Source organism: Pseudomonas sp. B10, assembly GCF_900156235.1.
In the GTDB taxonomy this organism is placed as follows: Bacteria; Pseudomonadota; Gammaproteobacteria; order Pseudomonadales; family Pseudomonadaceae; genus Aquipseudomonas; species Aquipseudomonas siliginis.
In genome coordinates this window covers 2,502,501-2,523,002 of record NZ_LT707063.1, presented here as the reverse complement: position 1 = coordinate 2,523,002, position 20,502 = coordinate 2,502,501, and the positions used below count along the sequence as shown (strand labels likewise).

General features: G+C 60.1%; 21 protein-coding genes. 15 read left to right on the top strand and 6 right to left on the bottom strand.

Going from position 1 to position 20,502, the window contains the following annotated elements; translation table 11 throughout:
• The first annotated feature begins 298 nt into the window (after positions 1 to 298).
• Both BXA01_RS11290 and sfsA read left to right on the top strand, forming a co-directional pair.
• On the top strand, positions 299 to 1,468 hold the full coding sequence (locus BXA01_RS11290; RefSeq protein WP_076564135.1) for a pyridoxal phosphate-dependent aminotransferase: 1,170 nt from the start codon (positions 299 to 301) through the stop codon (positions 1,466 to 1,468).
• Complete coding sequence (gene sfsA, locus BXA01_RS11285) at positions 1,468 to 2,181, top strand: DNA/RNA nuclease SfsA (protein WP_076564134.1); 714 nt, start codon at positions 1,468 to 1,470, stop codon at positions 2,179 to 2,181. Before BXA01_RS11290 ends, sfsA begins: the two co-directional genes overlap by 1 nt.
• Here sfsA and BXA01_RS11280 read toward each other — a convergent pair.
• Positions 2,178 to 2,495, bottom strand: a complete 318-nt coding sequence (locus tag BXA01_RS11280; RefSeq protein ID WP_076564133.1) for a Rieske (2Fe-2S) protein — start codon at positions 2,493 to 2,495, stop codon at positions 2,178 to 2,180. The two genes, sfsA and BXA01_RS11280, sit on opposite strands and share 4 nt — an antisense overlap.
• Positions 2,496 to 2,659: 164 nt before the next feature.
• Between BXA01_RS11280 and BXA01_RS11275 the strand changes: the two genes are divergently transcribed.
• From BXA01_RS11275 to BXA01_RS11260, 4 genes are read left to right on the top strand one after another with little or no spacing between them, the layout of a single operon-like run.
• A complete protein-coding gene (locus BXA01_RS11275; RefSeq protein ID WP_076564132.1) occupies positions 2,660 to 3,532 on the top strand; it encodes a heme/hemin ABC transporter substrate-binding protein in 873 nt (290 codons plus the stop codon).
• Between the two features lie 50 nt (positions 3,533 to 3,582).
• Complete coding sequence (locus BXA01_RS11270; protein WP_162999784.1) at positions 3,583 to 4,566, top strand: FecCD family ABC transporter permease; 984 nt, start codon at positions 3,583 to 3,585, stop codon at positions 4,564 to 4,566.
• Complete coding sequence (locus BXA01_RS11265; protein WP_076564131.1) at positions 4,566 to 5,333, top strand: heme ABC transporter ATP-binding protein; 768 nt, start codon at positions 4,566 to 4,568, stop codon at positions 5,331 to 5,333. The genes BXA01_RS11270 and BXA01_RS11265 overlap by 1 nt, the downstream gene beginning before the upstream one ends.
• Before the next feature lie 19 nt (positions 5,334 to 5,352).
• Positions 5,353 to 6,201: a ChaN family lipoprotein gene (locus BXA01_RS11260; protein ID WP_076564130.1), complete on the top strand. Its 849-nt coding sequence runs from the start codon at positions 5,353 to 5,355 to the stop codon at positions 6,199 to 6,201.
• 233 nt (positions 6,202 to 6,434) lie between these two features.
• Here the strand turns inward: BXA01_RS11260 and BXA01_RS11255 are convergent, their stop codons facing one another.
• The 4 genes from BXA01_RS11255 to BXA01_RS11240 all read right to left on the bottom strand — a co-directional run bounded on the left by BXA01_RS11255 (position 6,435) and on the right by BXA01_RS11240 (position 9,799).
• Positions 6,435 to 7,229, bottom strand: coding sequence for a Crp/Fnr family transcriptional regulator (locus tag BXA01_RS11255; RefSeq protein ID WP_076564129.1), 795 nt, complete (start codon positions 7,227 to 7,229; stop codon positions 6,435 to 6,437).
• A gap of 15 nt (positions 7,230 to 7,244) precedes the next feature.
• The gene (locus tag BXA01_RS11250; protein ID WP_016773175.1) at positions 7,245 to 7,517 is read right to left on the bottom strand and encodes a TfoX/Sxy family protein; all 273 of its coding nucleotides are present in this window, start codon (positions 7,515 to 7,517) and stop codon (positions 7,245 to 7,247) included.
• Between the two features lie 289 nt (positions 7,518 to 7,806).
• The gene (locus BXA01_RS11245) at positions 7,807 to 8,151 is read right to left on the bottom strand and encodes a pentapeptide repeat-containing protein (RefSeq protein WP_039761605.1); all 345 of its coding nucleotides are present in this window, start codon (positions 8,149 to 8,151) and stop codon (positions 7,807 to 7,809) included.
• Between the two features lie 91 nt (positions 8,152 to 8,242).
• Positions 8,243 to 9,799, bottom strand: a complete 1,557-nt coding sequence (locus tag BXA01_RS11240; RefSeq protein WP_076564128.1) for a bifunctional aminoglycoside phosphotransferase/ATP-binding protein — start codon at positions 9,797 to 9,799, stop codon at positions 8,243 to 8,245.
• A 116-nt stretch (positions 9,800 to 9,915) separates the two neighbouring features.
• Here BXA01_RS11240 and mrcB point away from each other — a divergent pair, with 116 nt between their 5' ends.
• The 3 genes from mrcB to BXA01_RS11225 are packed head-to-tail and all read left to right on the top strand — an operon-like array spanning position 9,916 to position 13,341.
• Positions 9,916 to 12,240: a penicillin-binding protein 1B gene (mrcB, locus tag BXA01_RS11235; RefSeq protein ID WP_016773178.1), complete on the top strand. Its 2,325-nt coding sequence runs from the start codon at positions 9,916 to 9,918 to the stop codon at positions 12,238 to 12,240.
• Between the two features lie 16 nt (positions 12,241 to 12,256).
• Entirely contained in the window at positions 12,257 to 13,006 is a 750-nt protein-coding gene (locus BXA01_RS11230; RefSeq protein ID WP_016773179.1) for a tetratricopeptide repeat protein, read from the top strand.
• Positions 13,006 to 13,341: a YqcC family protein gene (locus tag BXA01_RS11225; protein WP_076564127.1), complete on the top strand. Its 336-nt coding sequence runs from the start codon at positions 13,006 to 13,008 to the stop codon at positions 13,339 to 13,341. Before BXA01_RS11230 ends, BXA01_RS11225 begins: the two co-directional genes overlap by 1 nt.
• Before the next feature lie 22 nt (positions 13,342 to 13,363).
• On the opposite strand, the gene BXA01_RS11220 is transcribed toward BXA01_RS11225, so the two are convergent.
• Positions 13,364 to 13,780, bottom strand: coding sequence for a DUF4124 domain-containing protein (locus BXA01_RS11220; RefSeq protein ID WP_024014319.1), 417 nt, complete (start codon positions 13,778 to 13,780; stop codon positions 13,364 to 13,366).
• 399 nt (positions 13,781 to 14,179) lie between these two features.
• On the opposite strand from BXA01_RS11220, the gene BXA01_RS11215 reads away from it, so the two are divergent.
• The 6 genes from BXA01_RS11215 to msrQ all read left to right on the top strand — a co-directional run bounded on the left by BXA01_RS11215 (position 14,180) and on the right by msrQ (position 20,167).
• Entirely contained in the window at positions 14,180 to 15,904 is a 1,725-nt protein-coding gene (locus BXA01_RS11215) for an acetolactate synthase 3 large subunit (protein WP_039761986.1), read from the top strand.
• A 2-nt stretch (positions 15,905 to 15,906) separates the two neighbouring features.
• Positions 15,907 to 16,398: an acetolactate synthase small subunit gene (gene ilvN / locus BXA01_RS11210; RefSeq protein WP_003176102.1), complete on the top strand. Its 492-nt coding sequence runs from the start codon at positions 15,907 to 15,909 to the stop codon at positions 16,396 to 16,398.
• A gap of 46 nt (positions 16,399 to 16,444) precedes the next feature.
• A complete protein-coding gene (ilvC, locus tag BXA01_RS11205; protein ID WP_007909969.1) occupies positions 16,445 to 17,461 on the top strand; it encodes a ketol-acid reductoisomerase in 1,017 nt (338 codons plus the stop codon).
• A 148-nt stretch (positions 17,462 to 17,609) separates the two neighbouring features.
• Entirely contained in the window at positions 17,610 to 18,467 is an 858-nt protein-coding gene (pssA, locus tag BXA01_RS11200) for a CDP-diacylglycerol--serine O-phosphatidyltransferase (protein WP_016773182.1), read from the top strand.
• A 63-nt stretch (positions 18,468 to 18,530) separates the two neighbouring features.
• On the top strand, positions 18,531 to 19,544 hold the full coding sequence (msrP, locus tag BXA01_RS11195; protein WP_076564126.1) for a protein-methionine-sulfoxide reductase catalytic subunit MsrP: 1,014 nt from the start codon (positions 18,531 to 18,533) through the stop codon (positions 19,542 to 19,544).
• Positions 19,544 to 20,167 (top strand): protein-methionine-sulfoxide reductase heme-binding subunit MsrQ, encoded by a 624-nt coding sequence (msrQ, locus tag BXA01_RS11190; protein WP_076564125.1) that lies wholly within the window; start codon positions 19,544 to 19,546, stop codon positions 20,165 to 20,167. The genes msrP and msrQ overlap by 1 nt, the downstream gene beginning before the upstream one ends.
• The last annotated feature ends 335 nt before the right edge of the window (positions 20,168 to 20,502 follow it).

The following is a 20,502-nucleotide window of genomic DNA, read 5'->3' as shown; positions in this document are numbered from 1 at the left end:
GCAGGATTGCTCCATCACCGACACCTGCCGGCCCTGCGGCTGCAAGCGGGCGAACTTACCAGATCAATTCGGCCTGCGCTACTCCCGGATGTCGAGCCCCCGGCGGGTGGCGCTTGCAGATGTCTGACAAGCCGTGTCTGTGGGAAGGGAGACCTGTTCAATCACTGATTTTAGTCAATCCTGGAGCGTACGTTCAGATCGTTACAGTCCAGCGTTCTTGAGGCTGTGACCTTCACGGGTTCTCGCTCGTTCCGGCAGACAGGTAGAATCGTCTCTTTTTTCCGTCGAAGGCATTCCAATGGCCCCCTACAGTGCGCGCAGTCGTGCGATCGAACCGTTCCATGTGATGGCGCTGCTGGCGCGGGCCAATGAATTGCAGGCCGAAGGCCACGACGTGATCCATCTGGAAATCGGCGAGCCGGACTTCACCACCGCCGAGCCGATCATCCGCGCTGGACAAGCTGCGTTGAGCGCCGGCAAGACCCGCTACACCGCCGCCCGTGGCATTCCCGAGCTGCGCGAGGCGATCGCCGGTTTCTACCAATCGCGTTACGGCCTGAATATCGACCCACGGCGGATTCTGATCACGCCGGGCGGCTCCGGCGCGTTGTTGCTGGCCAGTGCCCTGTTGGTCGATCCGGGTAAACACTGGCTGCTCGCCGACCCCGGCTACCCGTGCAACCGGCATTTCTTGCGGCTGGTCGAAGGCGCGGCGCAACTGGTGCCGGTCGGGCCGGAGGTGCGTTATCAACTGACCCCGGATCTGGTGGCGCGGCATTGGGACCATGACAGTGTCGGCGCCCTCGTCGCTTCGCCGGCCAACCCGACCGGAACCCTGCTGACCCGCGATGAACTGGGCGGATTATCCACAGCCATCAAGGCCCGGCACGGGCACTTGGTGGTGGATGAGATCTACCACGGCCTGACCTACGGCATTGATGCTGCCAGTGTGCTGGAAGTCGATGACGGCGCTTTTGTCCTCAACAGTTTCTCCAAGTATTTCGGTATGACCGGTTGGCGCCTGGGCTGGCTCGTGGCGCCAGACGCGGCGGTCAGCGAATTGGAAAAGCTTGCGCAGAACCTCTACATCAGCGCGCCAAGCATGGCGCAATACGCTGCGCTGGCCTGTTTCGAGCCCGCCACCCTTGCGATTCTCGAAGAGCGCCGCGCCGAGTTTGCGCGCCGTCGCGACTTCCTCCTGCCGGCGCTGCGTGAACTCGGTTTCAACATCGCCGTTGAGCCGGAAGGCGCGTTTTATCTTTACGCCGATATCAGCCGTTTCGGCGGTGATGCCTTCGCATTCTGCCGACATTTCCTCGAAACCGAGCACGTTGCCTTCACGCCGGGACTGGATTTCGGTCGTTATCAGGCCGGCCATCACGTGCGTTTCGCTTACACACAGAACCTCGCACGTTTGCAGGAAGCCGTGGAACGCATCTCGCGCGGCTTGAAGAGCTGGCAAGGCTGATGCGCTTTTATCCTGCTCTGGAAGAAGCGCGGCTGATTCGTCGTTACAAGCGTTTTCTCGCCGATATCGAGACCGTTAGCGGCGAATTGCTGACCATACACTGCCCTAACACTGGTTCGATGCTCAATTGCCAGGTCGAGGGCGGGCAGGTCTGGTTCAGTCGCTCCAACGACCCTAAACGCAAGTTGCCCGGCACTTGGGAAATTGGCGAAACCCCGCAGGGCCGGCTGTTTTGCGTCAACACCGCACGCGCCAACGGATTGGTCGAAGAAGCCTTGCAGGCGGGCGTGATCACCGAGTTGAACGGTTTTACCGCGTTGAAGCGTGAGGTTGCCTACGGGCAGGAAAAAAGCCGCATCGACTTTCGCCTCGAATACCCCAGCGGCCCGGCGTATGTCGAAGTGAAAAGCGTCACGTTGGGCTTTGACGGTACGGCGGTGGCGGCGTTTCCCGATGCGGTGACCCAGCGCGGCGCCAAACATCTGCGCGAGCTGGCGCATCTGGCGCGCGACGGCATTCGGGCGGTGCAGTTGTACTGCGTGAACCTCACCGGCATCGATGCCGTGCGCCCGGCCGTGGAGATTGATTGGGCTTACGCCGAGGCGCTGCGTGAAGCGGTTGCCTGCGGTGTCGAGGTGTTGGCGTACGGCGTGCGCCTGGACCATGAAGAGATGGTTATCGACCGCCGACTCGATGTGCGGCTAAACGGTTAAACGTCGATCCACACGCCTTGTGTATCCTCCCGGCATTCAATTGCCGTGAGCGACTGCCCGGCGCAGGGGCCAGCGACGCATTCGCCGTCCTCGATCAGAAACAGTGCGCCGTGGGTGGCGCACTGGATCAGGCTGTTGCTCGGGTCGAGAAACTGGTCGGGCTGCCATTCCAGGCCGACGCCCCGGTGCGGGCAGCGATTGAAGTAGACATAGACCTGCCCGCCACGACGCACGGCGAAAAGCTTTTTGCCTTCGATAACGAAACCGCGACTGCCACCTTCGGCCAGATCACTGCCGGCGCAGAGAAACTTCATGGCTATCCTCTAGTGTCCGCTCGTGTCTGGATATGTCCGAGCTTGACGTTCAAATGCAAACAATTATCAAATGGCGACCTCCTCCCGCAGGGAGTCTGGCCGTTGCCGAGGATACTTGGCTCGCCGCGCCGATGCCCGGGAAACCTTGTTCAAGGAAGCTGTGTATGCGCCTGAAAACCCGCGTTGCCGTACTGTGCGTCGGCCTTTTTCTCAGTCATCAGGCGGCTGCGGCGGATTCACCGCAACGCTGGGTCAGCGCCGGTGGCGCGCTGTCGGAATGGGTCAGCGCGTTGGGGGGCGAGTCGAAGCTGGTGGGGGTCGACACCACCAGCCAGCATCCCGAAGCGTTGCAGGCGCTGCCGAGTATTGGTTATCAGCGCAGCCTGTCGGCGGAAGGCATCTTGAGCCTGCGCCCGGACATTCTGGTCGGTACCGAAGAAATGGGGCCGCCGCCGGTTCTGGCGCAAGTCAAAGCCGCCAAGGTGAAAGTCGAGTTGTTCTCGGCACAGCCTGATCTGCCGACACTGGAAAAGAATGTCACTCGTTTGGGCCAGTTGCTCGGCGCACAAAGCCTGGCAGCGCAGCTGCTGCAGAGTTATCAACAGCAGCTCCAGGCGCAGAAAGCGCGCGTTGCCCAAGTGCAAACCACACAGAAAGCCCCCGGTGTGTTGCTGCTGCTCGGGCACGCTGGCGGCAAGCCGTTGATCGCCGGCAAGGACACTGCCGCCGATTGGCTGCTGCAACAGGCCGGCGGGCACAATCTCGCGACGCATACCGGCTACAAACCGTTTTCTGTCGAATCCCTCGCCAGCCTTGATCCCGAAGTGCTGGTGTTCGCTGACCGAGCGTTGACCGGCGAGGCGGCAAAAGCCGCGTTGTTCAAGGAAAACCCCATCCTCAATTCCAGCCGCGCGGGCAAGAGCGGGCGGGTGATGGAGCTGGACCCGACGCTGCTGGTTGGCGGCCTCGGGCCACGGTTGCCGGCTGCTTTGCAAACCCTGACGGACGGTTTCTACCCGGCCAAGGGCGGCCAATGACCACACTGGTCAAACCCCGCGGCTTGTTTATCGGCCTGACCTTGCTGTGTCTGCTGGCAATCTGGCTGTCGCTGGCGCTGGGGCCGGTGAGCCTGCCGCTGTTCGATACCTTGCGCGCGGCGCTGCGTCTGGTTGGCGTGCCGCTGGCGCCGGAAGGGCTGGAGCAGGCCGAGCTGATTCTTGGCCAGATTCGCCTGCCGCGAACCTTGCTCGGCTTGGCGGTCGGCGGCGTGCTGGCGCTGTCCGGCGTGGCGATGCAGGGTCTGTTTCGTAATCCGCTGGCCGATCCGGGGCTGGTCGGGGTGTCCAGTGGCGCGGCACTTGGCGCAGCGATTGCGATTGTCGGCGGCTCGTTCTTTGGCGGCCTGCCGGAGTGGTTCGGGCCGTATCTGTTGTCCGTGTGCGCGTTTCTCGGCGGGCTCGGGGTGACGGCGCTGGTCTATCGGCTGGGCCGGCGCAACGGTCAGACCCATGTGGCGACCATGTTGCTGGCCGGTATCGCGCTGACGGCGTTGGCCAGTTCGGCGGTCGGTCTGTTCACTTATCTGGCTGATGACGCGACGCTGCGCACCCTGACCTTCTGGAACCTGGGCAGCCTCAACGGCGCCAGTTACGCGCGGTTGTGGCCCTTGCTGATCATCACCATCGGCGTGGCGCTGTGGCTGCCGCGTCGGGCCAAGGCATTGAATGCCTTGTTGCTCGGTGAATCCGAGGCCGGTCATCTGGGCATCGATGTCGAACGGCTCAAGCGCGAACTGGTGTTCTGCACCGCGCTGGGTGTTGGCGCGGCGGTGGCGGCGGCGGGCATGATCGGTTTTGTCGGGCTGGTGGTGCCGCATCTGGTGCGCCTGCTGGCCGGCCCCGATCACAAAGTGCTATTGCCAGCCTCGGTGCTGGCGGGTGCAAGCCTGTTATTGCTCGCCGATCTGGTGGCGCGCCTGGCGCTGGCGCCGGCGGAGTTGCCGATCGGCATTGTCACCGCGTTTATCGGCGCGCCGTTCTTCCTTTATCTGCTGCTGCGAGGGCGTGCCTGATGTTGTCTGCGCACAATCTGCATGTCCGCCGTGGCCGCAAGGCTGTGCTCAGTGGGGTTACGCTCAGGCTCGAACCCGGTGAAGTGCTTGGCGTGCTGGGACCGAACGGCGCCGGCAAAAGCACCTTGCTCGGCGCCTTGTGTGGAGAGTTGAGCGCCAGTGAAGGCAGCGTCTCTCTCGACGGTCAGGCATTGAGCCACTGGAGCGGAACGCAGCGCGCACAACGACTGGCGGTATTGCCGCAGGTGTCGACGCTGGATTTTGCCTTCGCCGTCCAAGAGGTCGTCGGCATGGGCCGTTTGCCGTACCAGACCGGGCGCGTACGTGATGACGAGATTGTCGCGGCAGCGCTGGCCGCCGCCGATGCCGGGCACCTGAGTGGGCGCAGCTATCTGGCATTGTCCGGTGGCGAGCGTCAGCGCGTGCATCTGGCGAGGGTGCTGGCGCAACTCTGGCCGGGTCAGGCCGGGCAAACCCTGTTGCTCGACGAACCGACATCCATGCTCGATCCGCTGCATCAGCACACCACCTTGCAGGCGGTGCGCGAGTTCGCCGATCGCGGCGCGGCGGTGCTGGTGATCTTGCATGATCTGAATCTGGCGGCACGCTATTGTGATCGTGTGCTGTTGCTGGAGGAGGGGCGCCCGGTTGCGCTGGATACTCCGCAGCAGGTGCTCCGCCCGGATACGCTAAAAGCGGTGTTCGGCCTGGAGGTTTTGGTGCAACCGCACCCGGAGCGTGGGCATCCGCTGATCATCGCCCGCTGAATCATCATCGAGGTGTCGCATGCGTGGATTGTGTTTGCTGGCGCTGGTGTTGCTCGCGGGGTGTCAGCATGTGGCGGCTCCACCGGTGGGCGGCGATATCCGCGATCTGCGCAGCGGCGAGATGCTCACCGCGCAGCAACTGCTGGTGCGTCTCGCTGAACCTGAGCGTTTGATCATCGGTGAGCAGCACGACAATGCCGATCATCATGCCGCACAGTTGTGGCTGTTGCAGTCGCTCGGCGAGCACCGAGCGCAAGGCAGTCTGCTGCTGGAAATGCTTACACCGAATCAACAAGCGAAAGTCGATGCGCTGCGCCAGTCGAATTCCGTTGCGGCTGATTTGCCTGCGGCATTGGCCTGGCAAGAGGGCTGGGACTGGAACCTTTACGGGCCGATCGTGCGCTTTGCCCTGTCGCAGCCGTATCCGCTGCTGGCGGCCAATCTCGATGACAGCGAAATCCGCGCGTTCTACCGCAATCCACCTGCTCTGAACGGTCCGCGCAGCAATTCGCTGTTGGTTAAAAAAACTTTGCTTGGGCAAATCAGTGAATCCCACTGCGGCTTGCTGCCCGAATCACAGATACCAGCAATGCTGGCGATTCAGCAACAGCGTGATCGACGCATGGCCGAACGCATGCTGGCGGCGCCGATGCCTTCGATTCTGCTGGCCGGTGCCTGGCATGCGCGCAAGGATGTCGGCGTGCCGCTGCATCTGTCGGATCTCGGCGCTGGCAAGGCGCCGACCGTATTGATGCTGGCCGAGCAGGGCGCTGCGGTATCGGCGGCGATGGCTGATTACGTCTGGTACACGCCGGCCACGCCGAAGCCGGACTACTGCGAGCAGATGCGCCAGCAATTCGCCAAATGACTTTTCCACAGGCAAAAAAAAGACCCGGTAAAAACCGGGTCAAATAACCGTGATTAGCCTGATGAGGAGATAATCTGAGAGTCCGAACCAAGGGCTTTTCAGAATATCGACTGATCTCGCGACCAGTTGTGATAATCATAGCGATTCTCATTACCGCGTCAACCGCTGATTTTGCAAATCTGTAATTTAGTTTTGCGAGCGGTGGTGAGGCCCTGTGAATAAAGGGCTTTGCGCTAGGTGCGCTGTGTCGTCAACTGCGTGATCTGGCGATTCAACTGGCCGATGCGTCGAGCCATACCCTCAATCAGGCTATGGGCGATCTTCGGATTGCTGCGGGTCATGCTCAAAAATTGATCACCGGGAATCAACATCACCGTGCTCGGCTCGGACGTCACCACCGAAGCGTTGCGCGGCTCGCCGGTAAACAACGCCATGGCGCCGAAAATCTCGTCCTTGGCCACGTCGCCTACCTTGTGCCCGTCGAGGAACGCCTCGGCATGCCCGTCAATAATCACAAAGACATGATCCGCTGCATCGCCCTGTTGAATCAGCACGGCGCCCGCCTCAACGCGTTTGAAGCCGTTGGTGCTACGAAACTCCCGGGGTTTCAACTCGGCCACGGCGTGGGCGAGCAGCGCCATGTGTCCGAGCAAGTAGCTTAGCAACTGCTCCGCTCGATCAGGTTCGGCATACAAATGCTGCAAAACCTCAGCGCGTCCATAGGGCACCAGGCGCACAGCGCTGTCGCTGCAAATGCGACAGTCGCTCCATTGCTCGCCACGTTGCAGGCCGAGTAGATCACCTTCCTGCCAGTAGAACAGCGCACGGCCCGCGATGCAGCCATGCACAACGCCCTCGCTCAGCAGAAACAACTGATCGCTCGGCACCTGTGCAAACAGATCTTCCGTTGCCTCCAGCTCGATGACCGGCGCGCACGGCGACAAATCCTGCAGCCACTGCCCGGGAAGATTCTGCAAGCGATTGATCAATGCGTCGGCGTGGGCCGATTGTTCCCCCAGTAAATACATGGCGTCAGCGCCTGTTCAGTTCTTGTGGCGCGCGGAAATGGCTTCGAGCTGTTTGTTCAAGGCGTCCTTGCGCTCGGCGGGGATATCGTTCCAGTGCACGTCCATCAACGCGCCCTCGATCGCATACAACAACACCTTCGATGCGCGAAACCCCCGAGTACGCACGGCCCGGTAGGCATCCACTGCACCGAGGCGACGCAAGTCCGAGGCGCTGTGGATGCCCACGGCATGCAGCCATTGCGCCGATGTCTTGCCAAGATTTTTCAGGTGTTGCAGTTCATCATTCATCAAGCCTCCTTGCGACGGCCGAATGGTGCGTGGGCGAGCTTCTCAGCAGTGTAGCCATCAGTAGGAAAAGCGTGGTTGTTTGGTCGGATTCGACGCAAAAGCTTCTAAGAAAGGGGGGTAAAGGACCTGCGAACGCAGAGGGGAGGGAGGTAGGCGGTTAACAATGTGGGAGCGAGCCTGCTCGCGAAGAGGGCGTATCAGACACAATCGATATCAACTGACACTACGCCTTCGCGAGCAGGCTCGCTCCCACAGGGGCAAGGCGAGGTGTCAGGAAGATTTCCAGATTTCAGCGGGTGCGATAGCGCAACCGTGTGCCGAAATTCATCGACATCAGGATCTCGTCGGCACTCAGCTCCGGCGGAAAGTACGCCCCGGAAATCTGCGCATGGGCCAGGCTGGCGCCTTCGAGCGAAGCCTTGCGGAAGTCGATGCCGCGCAGATCGGCGGAGCGGAAGTACGCATCGCGGAAATCCACGCCGTCGGCGTTCAGCTCGCGCAGGTCGAGACCACGGAAATCGCCGCCGACCATGTCGATCGGGCCATCTTGTGGGCGTTCCTTGTTGAAGCCTGCGACGTCATCTTTGTGCAGCAGGGCGTAAAGCGGAGTGTCGAGCAGTTTTGGCTGGCTCATGTCAGATCACCTGTTGGTTTTATGACGCCAGTATAGTGCCACTATTTGCCGGCCGTGAAGCGAGCGAGGGCTTCACGGCCGAAATAGTTTTTTACAGGCCAGGCAGGCGCTGACGGATCTGCGCGACCACGGTGTCCAGCGTGCCGGATTCATTGGTCTGTACGCGTTTGCTGCGCAGGATCTCTTCCGGCGTCAGCGCTTCGCGATTGGCCTGCTGCGCTTCGATCACGGCGAGGGTGGCATCGGACGGATCCTTCTGATCGGCCTGGCGCATCGCCAGCCAGCTCTCGATCACGGCTTGCGGGGCGTTGCAGTCGAGGATCAGGAACGGCGTGCCGGTGGCTTCGGCAATCTTCGCCGCGTTGTCGCGCTGTTCACGCTTGAGGTAAGTCGCGTCGATCACCACCGGGAAGCCGGCGTGCAGGATCACCTCGGCGATTTCATGCAGGCGCGCGTAGGTCGCGGTGCTGGCGTCGGCACTGTAAATGCCGGCCTGCACGTCATTGGCAACAGTCTGCTCGCCGAACAGGCGCTTGCGCTCGACATCGGAACGCAGGCGAATTGCGCCCAGCGCTTCGACCAGGCGCATGGCCACATGGCTCTTGCCGACTGCGGAAACACCGTGGGTAATGGCCATGAAGCGCGAAGGAATGGTGCTGTAGCTTTCCGCCAGGTTGGCGTAGTTGCGGTACTGGCGCAGGGTGGTGGCGCGCTGCACCGCAGTCGCGTCCGCCGGCATGCTGAACAATGCCACCTTGGCCCGCACCAGCGCGCGGTAGGCTTTATAGAAGTTCAGCACTTCCAGGCCCTCATAGTCGCCGGTCAGTTCCAGGTACTGGCTGATGAGGCGACGCGCCAACGATTTCAGGCCACGGTCTTCCAGGTCCATGGCGAGGAAACCGGTGTCGGCCCAGACATCAGTGAAACGGAATGGCTCGTTGAACTCGATGCAGTCGAAGATCACCACATTGCCGTCGATGACCGTGGCGTTGCCCAGGTGAATGTCGCCGTGGCATTCACGGGTGAAACCTTGTGACTTGCGCTGGGCGAACAGGGGCTTGAGGCGCTCGAAGCTGCTTTCGGCCCAAGCTTTCAATGCCTCAAGTTGCAGCAGGTCGTTTTTGTCGCTGAGGAACGGCAGGATCTGCTCGAAGTTTTGCGCGACCGGCGCCATCACGCTGTCCGGTGTACCAGCATCGTGTTCAGCCGGGACTTTCGGGGCGTTGAGATGGAAATGGGCGATCTGCTCGGCCAACGCGTCGATGTGCTGAGTGGTCAGTTCGCCATTGGCTTGCAGGGTGCTGAGCAAGCCGCTCTGGGGGAACTGGCGCATTTTCAGCACGTATTCGATAGCCGGGCCGTCGCCGCCCAATTGCGGTGCCTCGACGCTGCCGGTGACCGGCAACACGTCCAGATACAAATCATCGGTCAGACGCTGGTTGAGGCGCAGCTCTTCGGCGCAGAAATGCGCGCGTGCGTCGAGGCTGGTGAAATCGAGGAAGCCGAAATTCACTGGTTTCTTCACTTTATAGGCAAAGGGACCGGTGAGAATCACCCACGAAATGTGGGTTTCGATGACCTGAAACCCTTCGACGGGATGCGGGTAGAGGGCCGGGTTTTGCAGGGCAGCGATCAGGGACTGGCTCACGGGCGATCCTTCAGAGGCGGGGGAATTCGAGGCGGCCATTATGGCTGCTTGCCCGCCTGACGCAAACCTCTGCGCGTGCCTGTTGAGGATCGATAAAGTGCGTATAATCCGCCGCCATGACTCGATCCCGATCCCCCCGTACCAAGAAAAAACCACCAGCCAAGGGCCTCAGCCCATGGTTGAGCTGGGCCATTAAACTCAGCCTGGTCGGCCTTGTAGTGCTGGCCGGCTTTGCCGTTTACCTCGATGCCGTGGTGCAGGAGAAGTTCTCCGGCAAGCGCTGGACCATCCCGGCCAAGGTGTACGCGCGCCCGCTCGAGCTGTTCGTCGGACAGAAGCTCAGCAAGGACGATTTCCTCACCGAACTCGATGCCCTCGGCTATCGCCGCGAAGCCGTGAGCAATGGCCCCGGCGCCGCCGCCGTCAGCGGCAATACGGTTGACCTGAACACCCGTGGCTTCCAGTTCTATGAAGGCCTTGAGAAACCGCAACCGGTTCGCGTGCGCTTCTCCGGCGATTACGTTGCTGAGCTGTCCGCGACCAACGGTTCGAAGCTGTCGGTGGTGCGCCTCGAGCCGCTGATGATCGGCGGCATTTACCCGAAAAATCTCGAAGACCGCATCCTGATCAAACTTGATCAGGTGCCGCCGTATCTGCTCGAAACCCTGATCGCCGTGGAAGACCGCGACTTCTACAGCCACTGGGGCGTGTCGCCGAAATCGATCGCCCGCGCCGTGTGGATCAACACCTCCGGCGGCAAGATGACCCAGGGCGGCAGTACGCTGACCCAGCAGTTGGTGAAGAACTTCTACCTGACCAGCGAACGCAGCCTGACCCGCAAGCTCACCGAAGCGATGATGGCGTTGCTGCTCGAACTGCATTACGACAAGAAGGAAATCCTTGAGGCCTACCTCAACGAAGTCTTCGTCGGTCAGGACGGCCAGCGTGCGGTGCACGGTTTTGGTCTGGCCAGTCAGTTCTTCTTCGGCCAGCCATTGTCCGAACTGAAACTGCATCAGGTAGCGTTGCTGGTCGGCATGGTCAAGGGGCCGTCCTACTACAACCCGCGTCGTAACCCGGAACGCGCGCTGGAGCGGCGTAATCTGGTCCTCGACGTGCTGGCGCAGCAAGGCGTGGCAACCCCCGAACAGGTCGAGGCGGCGAAGAAAATGCCGCTCGGTGTGACGACTCGCGGCAAGCTCGCCGACAGCTCGTTCCCGGGCTTTATCGACTTGGTCAAACGTCAGTTGCGCGAAGACTACCGCGACGAAGACTTGACCGAAGAAGGCCTACGCATCTTCACCAGTTTCGACCCGATTCTGCAGATGAAAGCCGAAGCCTCGGTCAACGACACGTTCAAGCGGCTGGCCGGGCGCAAGGGCTCCGATGACGTCGAAGCGGCGATGGTCGTGACCAACCCGGAAACCGGTGAAGTCCAGGCGATGATCGGCAGCCGTCAGGCCAGCTACGCCGGGTTCAACCGCGCACTGGATGCGGTGCGCCCGATTGGTTCTTTGATCAAACCGGCGGTGTACCTGACTGCGCTTGAGAAGCCGAGCCAGTACACGCTGACCAGTTGGCTGTCGGACGATCCACTGTCGGTCAAGGGCGCCAACGGCCAGGTGTGGAAACCGCAGAACTACGATCGCCGCTCCCACGGTACGGTGTTCCTCTATCAGGGCCTGGCGCATTCCTACAACCTGTCGACCTCGCGTCTGGGCCTGGAAGTCGGTGTGCCGAATGTGCTCAAGACCGTGGGTCGCCTCGGCGTTACTCGTGAATTCCCGGCGTTCCCGTCGATGTTGCTGGGCGCTGGCGGCATGACGCCGATCGAAGTGGCGACCATGTATCAGACGCTGGCCAACGGTGGTTTCAATACGCCGATGCGCGGCATTCGCAGCGTGTTGACCGCCGAGGGCGAGCCGCTCAAGCGTTATCCGTTCCAGATCGAGCAGCGTTTCGACCCGGCCTCGATTTACCTGATCCAGAACGCCATGCAGCGGGTGATGCGTGAAGGTACCGGCAGTTCGGTTTATAACGTGCTGCCCAAGACCCTGACCCTTGCGGGCAAGACCGGTACCAGTAACGATTCACGCGACAGCTGGTTTGCCGGTTTCAGTCAGGATCTGCTGGCAGTGGTCTGGCTGGGCCGCGACGACAACGGCAAGACGCCGTTCACCGGGGCCACCGGTGCGCTGCAGGTCTGGACCAGTTTCATGCGCAAGGCCGATCCGCTGCCGCTGGACATGCCGCAGCCGGACAACGTCGTGCAGGCCTGGGTCGATTCGCGCACCGGCCAGGGTTCGGATGCCAACTGCCCCGGCGCGGTACAGATGCCGTATATTCGCGGCAGCGAGCCGCCACCCGGCGCCGCGTGTGCAAGCGAAACACCTGCCTCGCCGGAATCGGTGATGGACTGGGTCAAGGGCTGGATGAATTAAGCAAAGAGGGTTTCAAGTGAACAAGTGGTTGATTCCAGCGGTGACCGCCGTGGCTTTGCTCAGCGGCTGCTCCACCGTACAGCGTGGTTCGATTCCGGTAGTGGATTCGGGTACGGCCGTGTCCAACAGCGAACGCATCGGCGCCAATGGCGGTTTCCGCCAGACCACCGTCAAGCGCCCGGTGCAGGGCCAGACTCAGGCGATTCCGCAAGGCGATACCGGCGTAGTGGTGATGGTGCCGGGCGGCGGTGCGGCGGTGTCGACACCGATCAGCTCTTCGCCGATCGTCCCGGGGCCTGCATCCGGCGGTATCACGTCGGGGCCGTATAACCCATCGGCGGTTGAGTCGGCGCCGATCAACTCCGGCAGCTACAGCATGCCTTCCACGCCGAGTGGCATTCCTTCGGCCAGCAGTGGCGGCGGTCTGTCGGCGGATGAGCAACTGGACGGTCCGGTACTCGCCTTGCTGACCACCGCGCAACAGCAGCAGGCCGGCGGCGACCTCAACGGTGCCTCTTCCAGCCTGGAGCGGGCGCAACGTGTCGCCCCCCGTGAGCCACAAGTGCTTTACCGTCTGGCGCAGGTGCGCATGGCCCAGGGCGATGCGCCGCAAGCCGAGCAGTTTGCCCGTCGTGCGCTGACCATGGCCAACGGTCGTCCGGATCTGCAAGCCAGCCTGTGGGAAATCATCGCTCAGTCTCGTGAGAAACAAGGCGATTCCGCCGGCGCCGCGCTGGCCCGTCAGAAGGCCAAGGTTTCCCTGTGATGGACGTGCGTTTCCCGAAAATCGCCGATCAGCTGTTGCTGATCGAACGCGAGCTGCGCACTCAGGGCTGGTGGGATAAGGTTCAGCCGTCGGTCGAAGCCCTGAGCAGTGTCGAGCCGTTCTCGGTCGACACGCTGGACTTCGAACAATGGCTGCAATGGATCTTCCTGCCGCGCATGAAAATGATCCTCGAACAGGATCTGCCCTTGCCAAACGCCTCGGGCATTCAGGAAATGGCGGAAATGGTCTTTGCCCAGCGCAACCTCGGTGGCAAGGATCGGCAGTTGCAGGTGCTGCTCAAAGAGTTTGACCTGCTGATCACTGCATCTCGCTGAACTAAACTGAGAACTGCCAGGCCTACTGGCAGTTCTCGGCAATCTGCTTCTTCGCTTCGACGATGCGTTCCTGACGCTGTGTATCGTCGAGCCTGCGCACATCCCCCTCGACCTCCTCACGCAAACGCGGATTGTTCTGCAGTTGCGCCAGGTTTGTGCGCGCCTGTTCGCAAAACGCCTTGAGCTGCGCCTGCTGCTCGGCGACCTGTTTCTTCACCTTGGCATCAATGGCTTTCTGATCGCCGAGTACGCCGCCGCCCGGCATCGGCGCCGCTTTCGGCGCGGGTGAGGAGGGCGTCTGTACGGTCGTCGACGGTTGGCCCTGCGGAGGCTGCGCATCGAAATGCGTGACGCCTTGGGCATCGACCCATTTGTAGATTTGAGCGGCCGAGCACCATGGGCTGAGACCGATCAGCAGAGTGAGGAGGAGCGTTCGCATGCTGATTCCTTGGCAAAAATGCGCAATTGACGCTAACAGAGTAGCGCTTTTCAGGTTTTTTCTTGCGTTCTCATGTGCTTACCCACAATTAACCACACAGACGACTTGACTTGCAGAGGGCGAAACAGAAGAATCCAAAGTCCGCTGTAGAGGGACTGCCAGAAGCAGACCCACTCGGTAGATCATGAGGCGCACATCCGCGCCGACCTGTTACACCCGCAACGCGTTACCTCGCGCTGGGTGGGAAAGGCCCGCAACACTTGGGACGATCCCAATACTTGCTCAGTCAGTGCTGACGTAGTCGGCGACCACCGTCGCTCATGCTCTGCCGAGAAGTAAACCTATTAAGACCCGCCCCTTTTTTGTGGACGGTATTCTGGCGTTTTAGAGGTGAACAACGTGGAGCTTTTATCTGGCGGTGAGATGCTCGTCCGCTTTTTGCGTGACGAAGGCGTCAAATATATCTACGGGTACCCGGGTGGTGCTCTCCTGCATGTTTACGATGCCCTGTTCAAAGAACCGGAAGTGACCCACATCCTGGTTCGTCATGAACAAGCGGCTACCCATATGGCTGACGGCTACGCCCGTGCCACCGGTAAAGCCGGCGTGGTATTGGTGACATCCGGTCCAGGCGCCACAAACGCCATCACCGGTATCGCCACCGCCTATATGGACTCGATTCCGATGGTGATCATTTCCGGTCAGGTGCCAAGCACCATGGTCGGCACCGACGCGTTCCAGGAAACCGACATGATCGGTATCTCCCGGCCGATCGTGAAGCACAGCTTCATGATCAAGCACGCTTCGGAAATCCCGGAAGTCATGAAGAAGGCCTTCTACCTGGCGCAATCCGGTCGTCCGGGCCCGGTCGTTGTCGACATCCCGAAAGACATGACCAATCCGGCCGAGAAATTCGAATATGTCTTCCCGAAGAAAGCCAAGCTGCGTTCCTACAGCCCGGCCGTTCGCGGTCACTCCGGGCAGATCCGTAAAGCAGCAGAAATGTTGTTGGCAGCCAAGCGCCCGGTGCTGTACTCCGGCGGCGGCGTAATCCTCGGCAATGGCTCAGCGCAACTGACCGAGCTGGCGAAAATGCTCAACCTGCCGGTGACCAACACCTTGATGGGTCTGGGCGCTTTCCCAGGCACTGACCGTCAGTTCATCGGCATGCTGGGTATGCACGGCAGTTACACCGCGAACCTGGCGATGCACCATGCCGATGTGATCCTCGCCGTCGGCGCACGCTTCGACGATCGGGTGATCAACGGTCCAGCGAAATTCTGCCCGAACGCCAAGATCATCCACATCGACATCGACCCGGCGTCGATCTCCAAGACCATCAAGGCTGACGTGCCAATCGTTGGTCCGGTCGAGAGCGTCCTGACCGAAATGGTCGCGATCCTCAAGGAAATCGGCGAGACCCCGAACAAGGAGTCCGTGGCCAGTTGGTGGAAGCAGGTCGATGAATGGCGTGGCGATCGCGGCCTGTTCCCTTATGAAAAGGGCGACGGCAGCAAGATCAAACCGCAGACCGTGATCGAAACCCTCTGCGAAGTGACCAAGGGCGACGCCTTTGTGACCTCCGACGTTGGTCAGCACCAGATGTTCGCTGCGCAGTACTACACGTTCAATAAGCCTAACCGCTGGATCAACTCCGGTGGCCTGGGCACGATGGGCTTCGGTCTGCCAGCCGCGATGGGCATCAAACTGAGCTTCCCGGACGACGACGTTGCCTGCGTCACCGGCGAAGGCAGTATCCAGATGAACATCCAGGAGCTGTCGACCTGCCTGCAATACGGCTTGCCGGTGAAGATCGTCATCCTCAACAACGGTGTGCTGGGCATGGTTCGCCAGTGGCAGGACATGAGCTACGGCAGCCGTCACTCGCACTCCTACATGGAATCGCTGCCCGACTTCATCAAGCTGGCTGAAGCCTACGGCCACGTTGGCGTACGCATCACCGAATCGAAAGATTTGAAGTCGAAGATGGCCGAAGCCTTCGCCATGAAGGATCGCCTGGTGATCATCGATGTTGCGGTCGACACCAGCGAGCACGTCTACCCGATGCAGATCAAAGACGGCTCCATGCGCGATATGTGGCTGAGCAAGACGGAGCGTACTTAATCATGCGGCACATTATTTCCCTGCTTCTGGAAAACGAACCCGGCGCTCTGTCTCGCGTAGTTGGCCTGTTCTCGCAGCGCAACTACAACATCGAAAGCCTGACCGTGGCCCCGACCGAAGACCCGACCCTGTCGCGTCTGACGCTGACCACCGTGGGCCACGATGAAGTGATCGAGCAGATCACCAAAAACCTGAACAAGCTGATCGAAGTGGTCAAGCTGGTGGACCTGTCGGAAAGCGCTCACATCGAGCGTGAACTGATGCTGGTCAAGGTCAAGGCCACTGGCGCCCAGCGCGCCGAGATCAAACGCACCACCGATATCTACCGTGGACAGATCGTTGATGTCAGCGCCAGCGTGTATACCGTTCAGTTGACCGGTACCAGCGACAAGCTCGACAGCTTCATTCAGTCCATCGGCACCGCATCGATTCTGGAAACCGTCCGTAGCGGCGTGACCGGCATTGCTCGCGGCGACAAAGTTCTCAGCATCTAAACCAAATTAGCGCATGGCCTGAACGGCCGGATATAAGGGGAAATTCATGAAAGTTTTCTACGATAAAGACTGCGACCTGTCGATCATCCAGGGCAAGAAAGTTGCCATCATCGGTTACGGCTCCCAGGGCCACGCTCAGGCGTGCAACCTGAAAGACTCCGGTGTCGACGTTACCGTCGGTCTGCGTAAAGGTTCGGCCACCGTTGCCAAAGCCGAAGCTCACGGCCTGAAAGTGACCGACGTTGCTTCCGCTGTTGCCGCTGCCGACCTGGTCATGATCCTGACCCCGGACGAGTTCCAGTCCTCGCTGTACAAGAACGAAATCGAGCCGAACATCAAGAAAGGCGCCACTCTGGCCTTCTCCCACGGCTTCGCGATTCACTACAACCAGGTTGTTCCGCGTGCCGACCTCGACGTGATCATGATCGCGCCGAAAGCCCCGGGCCACACCGTGCGTTCCGAGTTCGTCAAAGGCGGCGGTATCCCTGACCTGATCGCGATCTACCAGGACGCCTCGGGCAACGCCAAAAACGTTGCACTGTCCTACGCCGCTGGCGTCGGTGGCGGTCGTACCGGCATCATCGAAACCACCTTCAAGGACGAGACCGAAACCGACCTGTTCGGCGAACAAGCCGTTCTGTGCGGCGGTACCGTTGAACTGGTAAAAGCCGGTTTCGAAACTCTGGTTGAAGCTGGCTACGCGCCGGAAATGGCCTACTTCGAGTGCTTGCACGAACTGAAGCTGATCGTTGACCTCATGTACGAAGGCGGTATCGCCAACATGAACTACTCGATCTCCAACAACGCCGAGTACGGCGAGTACGTGACTGGCCCGGAAGTGATCAACGCCGAATCCCGTCAGGCCATGCGCAACGCCCTGAAACGTATTCAGGACGGCGAATACGCCAAAATGTTCATCAGCGAAGGCGCAACCGGCTACCCTTCGATGACCGCCAAGCGTCGTAACAACGCCGCTCACGGTATCGAAGTCATCGGCGAGCAACTGCGCTCCATGATGCCGTGGATCGGTGCCAACAAGATCGTCGACAAAGCCAAGAACTGAGTCGTCGTTGCTTGTACGAAAAACGCGGCCTCGGCCGCGTTTTTTCGTTTGGGCCGGTGCTTCTGGTATAAAGCTGCATCGTTTGTGGCCGAACTGTCGTCCTCAAGCCTCTGTCGAATTTTTTCCAAACCGTTGCAAGGTAATGTCCATGAGCGAACGTCCCGAAGAGCCGAACAAGGCTTCCGACGCCGAAAGCCTGCTGCCCATCGATGAACACATCGAAGAAGGGCACGACGCCGAAGGTCGTAAAGTCCGGCATCGTGGTATCTATCTGCTGCCGAACCTGTTCACCACTGCCAACCTGTTCGCAGGCTTCTATTCCATCATCAACTCCATGAGCGCTCAGGCCGCGTTGAGCGCCGGCGACTCGGTGAATGCGAGCAAGTACTTCGCCTTCGCTGCGATCGCGATTTTCGTGGCGATGGTGCTCGACGGTCTCGATGGTCGCGTAGCGCGCATGACCAATACGCAAAGTGCTTTCGGCGCCGAGTACGACTCGCTGTCGGACATGGTCGCCTTCGGTGTCGCGCCGGCATTGCTGGCCTTCGGCTGGGCGCTGGGCGATATGGGTAAGGTCGGCTGGATGGTCGCCTTCATTTATGTAGCGGGTGCGGCGTTGCGTCTGGCGCGGTTCAACACCCAGGTCGGCACGGCGGACAAACGCTACTTCATCGGTCTGGCCAGCCCGGCGGCGGCAGGTGTGGTGGCCGGTATTGTCTGGGCGTTCAGCGATTACGGCATCCAGGGTTCGAAGATGTCGTTCCTGGTGGCCTTGATGGTGGCGGCGGCCGGCATGCTGATGGTCAGCAACATCAAGTACAACAGCTTCAAGGAGCTGGATCTCAAAGGTCGCGTGCCGTTCGTGGCGATCCTGGCGGTGGTGCTGGTATTCGCTGTCGTGTTCAGTGATCCGCCGCGCATTCTGCTACTGGTGTTCCTCGCCTATGCGGCGTCCGGTCCGGTGCAGTATCTGTTGCGTCTTCGTCGTCACAAAAACGCCGAGTGATGTAATTTCCCGCATACTCCGCAGTCTATGGGTGCACCTGTCCTCCAATGCTGCGGAGTTGTCATGTTGATCAAAATCCCCAAAGCATCCGACTGCCATGAGTCGGATGTCACGCCTGAAGCCATTTATCTCTCCCGCCGCCAATTGCTCGGCGCCACTGCTGCCGGTATTGCCGTGAGCAGCCTGCCACGCTGGGCCATTGCCGCTGATGCCCCTCGCTACTCTGATGTCGAATCCGGCAAGGCTCCGGCCTGGTTTGCCGAAAAGCTTCCTTCTACTCAATGGGGGGCGGTCAACGTCAAGGACGAGGCGATCACGCCTTATAAAGACGCCACGCACTACAACAACTTCTATGAGTTCGGTACCGGCAAGGGCGATCCGGCTTCGAATGCTGGCGACCTGAAAACCGAACCCTGGAGCGTGGTGATTGACGGGGAGGTGGGTAAGCCGGGGCGTTATGCGCTGGAAGACTTCATGAAACCGTATCAACTGGAGGAACGTATCTATCGTCTGCGCTGCGTCGAGGCCTGGTCGATGGTCATTCCCTGGATCGGCTTTCCCATCTCGGCCTTGCTCAAGCAGGTCGAGCCGACTTCCAAGGCCAAGTACATCCGCTTCGAAACCCTGCAGGATCCCAAGAGCATGCCCGGCCAGCGTTCCGGTTTTGCGTTGATCGACTGGCCGTATGTCGAAGGCTTGCGTCTCGATGAGGCGATGAATCCTTTGGCGATCCTCGCGGTGGGCATGTATGGCCGCGAACTGCCGAACCAGAACGGCGCGCCTTTGCGTCTGGTGGTGCCCTGGAAGTACGGCTTTAAAAGTGTGAAGTCCATTGTGCGCATCAGTCTGGTCAGCGAGCAGCCGAAGACCACCTGGCAAAGCATTGCTGCCGATGAGTATGGCTTCTATGCGAACGTGAACCCTACGGTCGACCATCCACGCTGGACTCAAGCTCGAGAGCGGCGCTTGCCGAACAGTCTGTTCAAACCGAACGTGCGCGATACGCAGATGTTCAACGGCTACTCGGATGAAGTCGCTTCTTTATATACAGGGCTCGATCTGCGGAAGAACTACTGATGCGTTATCCGTTCTGGCGAGTGGGCGTTTTCATTGCTGCGGCGGTCTGGCCATTGCTGTGGTTCTATCAGGCGTTCGCCGATCTGCTCGGGCCTGATCCGGGCAAGGTGCTGGTTGATCGTCTCGGGCTTGGCACGCTGGTGTTGCTGTTGATTACGCTGAGCATGACGCCGTTGCAAAAGCTGAGCGGCTGGGCGGGGTGGATTGCAGTGCGCCGGCAGTTAGGGCTTTGGTGTTTTGCTTATGTGACGCTGCATCTGTTCAGCTATATGGCGTTTATCCTCGGATTCGACTGGTCGCAGTTGGGCGTTGAGCTACGCAAGCGGCCTTACATTATTGTCGGTGCGCTGGGCTTTCTCGGATTGTTGATATTGGCGGTGACGTCCAATCGTTATAGTCAGCGTCGTTTGGGAGCTCGCTGGAAGAAGCTGCATCGTTTGGTTTATCTGATTCTTGGGCTGGGTTTGCTGCATATGCTGTGGATCGTGCGGGCCGATCTGGAGGAGTGGGCGATTTATGCCTTTATAGGCGCTGTGCTCTTGGTGCTTCGTGTGCCGCCGGTGATGAGGCGAATCCCGCGTTTAATGGCTAAAAAGCAGAATCTGCAAGAAAAGCGAAATTAACGGTTGACGGCAGATTCCAGAGGTCTATAATTCGCCCCACTTCCGGCGCAGTCGAAACGGAAAACTCCTTGAGATTCAAAGAGTTACGCAGTTTTCGACAGCGGCTTGCTTCAGGTCATCGAAGCCTGGAAGGAGTTTAAAGGGCAGTGATGTGTAGCTCTTTTAACGGTTCGATCTTCTCGGTCGAAAGCGGAGAAAAAGAGGTGTTGACAGCAGCGATTAACGCTGTAGAATTCGCCTCCCGCTAACGAGAGATCGGAAGCGCAAGTGGTTGAAGTTGTTGAAGAATTCTTCGAAAGCTTCTGAAAATAATCACTTGACAGCAAATGAGGCTG